4 protein-coding genes are annotated in these 3,637 nt (G+C 74.7%); 1 reads left to right on the top strand and 3 read right to left on the bottom strand.

Annotated features, from left to right (window positions below; genetic code table 11):
• Positions 1-280 (top strand): cellulose binding domain-containing protein (locus tag E1258_RS30965; RefSeq protein ID WP_207919861.1); only part of this gene is annotated, 280 nt, incomplete at its 5' end.
• A 127-nt stretch (positions 281-407) separates the two neighbouring features.
• Here E1258_RS30965 and hemQ read toward each other — a convergent pair.
• The 3 genes from hemQ to hemE are packed head-to-tail and all read right to left on the bottom strand — an operon-like array spanning position 408 to position 3,623.
• The gene (hemQ, locus tag E1258_RS30960) at positions 408-1,109 is read right to left on the bottom strand and encodes a hydrogen peroxide-dependent heme synthase (protein ID WP_132407334.1); all 702 of its coding nucleotides are present in this window, start codon (positions 1,107-1,109) and stop codon (positions 408-410) included.
• Positions 1,106-2,521 carry a protoporphyrinogen oxidase gene (gene hemG, locus E1258_RS30955; protein ID WP_132407339.1) on the bottom strand — a complete coding sequence of 472 codons (1,416 nt, stop codon included), beginning with the start codon at positions 2,519-2,521 and terminating at the stop codon, positions 1,106-1,108. Before hemG ends, hemQ begins: the two co-directional genes overlap by 4 nt.
• A 10-nt stretch (positions 2,522-2,531) precedes the next feature.
• Complete coding sequence (gene hemE, locus E1258_RS30950; RefSeq protein ID WP_207919863.1) at positions 2,532-3,623, bottom strand: uroporphyrinogen decarboxylase; 1,092 nt, start codon at positions 3,621-3,623, stop codon at positions 2,532-2,534.
• Positions 3,624-3,637: the final 14 nt, after the last annotated feature.

Genomic DNA, 3,637 nt, shown 5'->3' with positions numbered 1-3,637 from the left:
GACCACCTCCTCCTGGAACGGCGGGTTCCAGGGCGAGATCGACGTGACCGCCGGATCGTCGGCCATCAAGGGCTGGACGGTGACCTGGACGTGGGCCAACGGCCAGCAGATCAGCTCGTACTGGAGCTCGACGGTCACCAGCAGCGGGTCGACGGTGACCGCCCGCAACGCCCCGTACAACGGGTCCCTGGCCGCCAGGGGCAAGACGTCGTTCGGGTTCGTCGCCTCCTCGACCGGCGCCAACACCGCGCCGACGCCGACCTGCACGCCGACGCTCTGACGGCCGGCAGCACCGCGCCCGCCCGACAGGCCCGCAACACCGCGCCCGCCTGACGCGGCAGCGCGTCAAGAAGGGCCCCCTGTACAACGTCATGCGTTGACAGGGGGCCCTTCCTTGCGTCAGGACGTCACGGCAGGTAGGTGACGATGTCGGCGATCGCGCGACGGCGGCCCGTGTAGAACGGGATCTCCTCCCGGACGTGCCGGCGGGCCCCCGACGCCCGCAGGTCACGCATCAGGTCCACGATCCTGTGCAGCTCGTCGGCCTCGAAGGCGAGCATCCACTCGTAGTCGCCGAGGGCGAACGAGGCGACGGTGTTGGCCCGCACGTCCGGGTACCCCCGAGCCATCTTCCCGTGCTCGGCCAGCAGCTCGCGCCGCTCCGCGTCCGGCAGCAGGTACCACTCGTAGGAGCGGACGAACGGGTAGACGCAGAGGTACGCCCGGGCCTGCTCGCCGGCCAGGAACGCCGGGATGTGGCTCTTGTTGAACTCCGCCGGGCGGTGCAGCGCCAACTGCGACCACACCGGGGTCATCGCCCGGCCCAGGGTGGTCCGGCGGAACCGCAGGTACGCGTCCTGGAGCGCGTCGCTGGTCGAGGCGTGCCACCAGATCATCAGGTCGGCGTCGGCGCGCAGCCCGGCGACGTCGTACGTGCCACGCACCGTCACGTCCTTGCCGGCCAGCTCCGCGAAGAGCCCCTCGACCTCGCCGATGACGTTCTCGCGCAGCGACGGCAGCGGGCTGGTCGCCCGGTACACCGACCACATCGTGTAGCGGATGCTCTCGTTCAGCTCCCGCAGCCGCGCCGCGTTGGTCTGCTCGGTCATGCCGATCCTCCCAGTGCCTTGATGATCTCCTCGGCCGCCGTCTCGCCGGAGCGGACGCAGACCGGAATGCCGACGCCGTCGTAGCCGGCGCCGGCCAGGACCAGCGTGGGGTGCGTACCGCGCACCGCCGACCGCACGGCGGCCACCCGGTCGAGGTGCCCCGGGGCGTACTGCGGCAGCGCCCCGCCCCATCGCTGCACGTGGCTGGCCACCGGCGCGGGCAGTGGCGTGCCGAGCACCTTCGACAGTTCCCGGTGCACCACCTCCACCAGGTCGTCCCCGGTGACCTGAAGGGACGCCTCCTCGCCGTACCGGCCCACGGAGGCGCGGACCAGGGCCAGCCCGTCCGGCCGGGCCAGGTGCCCCCACTTGGTGGTGAGGAACGTCGACGCCTTGATCAGCAGCTCCTCGGTCGCCGGCACCAGGAACCCGGACAGCGCTGGCAGCTCCGGGCGGGGCAGCGCGAGGGTGATCAGCGCGACGCTGGCATAGTCCAGCGCGCCGACCGTCGTGGCGACCCAGGGGGCGAGGTCGGCGACGCCGGCCAGCAGGCGGGCTGCCGGGCGGGCCGGCACGGCCAGCAGCACGGCGTCCGCGTCGACCAGCTCCGGGTCACGGGTGGGGCCGACGGTCAGCCGCCAGCCGGTCGCCGTCGGCGTCAACTCCCGCACGGCCGCGTCCCGGCGGATCGTCGCCCCGCCGGCCGTGGCGGCGGCCTCGACCAGCCGGCTCAGCCCGCCGACCAGGGTGCCGAAGACCGGCTCGCCAGGGGCGCGCGGCGCGGCGGCCTGCGCCGCGCGGACCGCGCCGAGGAGAGTGTGCTCCACCCGCGCCGCGCGGGCCAGCGCCGGCATCGTGGTGGCCAGGGACAGGTCGTCGGCCCGGCCGGCGTAGACGCCGCCGAGCATGGGGTCCACCAGCCGGTCGGTCACCGCGTCGCCGAACCGGGCCCGGACCAGCGCCCCGACCGGAACGTCCGCGTCGGGGGCCAACAGCGGCCGGCCGCCGTCGCGGTCGGCGTCCGCGGCGGGCTCGGCCACCGCCGCCACCTTCGCCAGATCCCCGGGCACGCCCACCAGCGTCCCGCCCGGGATGGGGCGCAGCCCCCCGTCGACGGCCAGGGCGGCCTGCCCGACGCTCGGGTGCGCGAGGTCGCCGGCCAGGCCGAGCCGGCGGACCAGGGTCACCGCGGCCGACTCGCCGCCGGCCGGGTCCCGCATCAGGAACGACTCGGCGCCGAACTCCACCGGCCCGCCGGCCAGCTCGCCGGTACGCAGCTTCCCGCCGAGCGCGCCGGACTGCTCGTACACGGTGACCTCGGTGCCGGCGGGGGCCCGGTCGGCCAGCCGGACGGCTGCGGCCAGCCCGGTGATCCCGCCTCCGACGATCGCCACCCGCCACCGCTGCCGCACGCTCACCCCGCTACTCGCCCGGACGCGCGGACACCTCGTGCACCAGCGCGACCACCCGGGTCAGCACATCCGGATCGGTCTCTGGCAGGACGCCGTGACCGAGGTTGAACACGTGGCCGGGGGTCGCCCGACCCTCGGCGAGGATCCGCCGCACCTCGGCCTCGACCACCGGCCACGGGGCGAACAGCACGCACGGGTCGAGGTTGCCCTGCACCGCCTTATCGGCACCGATCCGGCGGGACGCGACGTCCAGCGGCGTACGCCAGTCCACGCCGACCACGTCCGCGCCGGCCTCGCCCATGGCGGGCAGCAGTTCGGCCGTGCCCACCCCGAAGTGGATCCGGGGCACCCCCGCGTCGGCCAGTCCGGCCAGCACCCGCGCCGAGTGCGGCAGCACGTAGCGCCGATAGTCTGCCTCGGACAGCGCCCCGGCCCACGAGTCGAACAGCTGCACCGCCGACACCCCGGCGTCGACCTGCACCCGCAGGAACGCGAGCGTCACCTCGGCCAGTCGGGCGCACAGGGCGTGCCACAGCTCCGGCTCGCCGTACATCAGGGCCTTGGTCTTCGCGTGGGTCCGCGACGGCCCGCCCTCGACCAGGTAGCTGGCCAGCGTGAACGGCGCGCCGGCGAAGCCGATCAGCGGGGTGTCGCCCAGCTCGGCGACGAGCAGCCGCACCGCCTCGTCGACGCAGGAGACGTCGTCGCGGGTGATCGGCCGGATCCGCTCGACGTCGGCGGCGGTGCGCACCGGCTCGGCCACCACCGGCCCGGTGCCCGCGACGATGTCCAGGTCCACCCCGGCGGCGGCCACCGGCACCACGATGTCGCTGAACAGGATCGCCGCGTCGACGCCGTGCCGGCGTACCGGCTGGAGGGTGATCTCGGCGACCAGCTCGGGTCGGCGGCAGGACTCCAGCATCCCCACGTTCTTGCGGATCTCGCGATACTCCGGCAGGGAGCGGCCGGCCTGGCGCATGAACCAGACCGGGGCGTGCGGGCCGGGCTCGCGCCAGCACGCCCGGACGAACAGCGACCCACCCGTCCCGCTGCGGCCTGCTTCTCCGTCTCGGGCGGCGGTGCCCGTCGTCTCGGTGCTCATCGCGGCTATCGTGC

It is taken from the genome of Micromonospora sp. KC207, from assembly GCF_004348615.1.
Classification (GTDB): Bacteria; Actinomycetota; Actinomycetes; order Mycobacteriales; family Micromonosporaceae; genus Micromonospora.
This window is presented reverse-complemented; position numbering and strand designations above follow the sequence as displayed.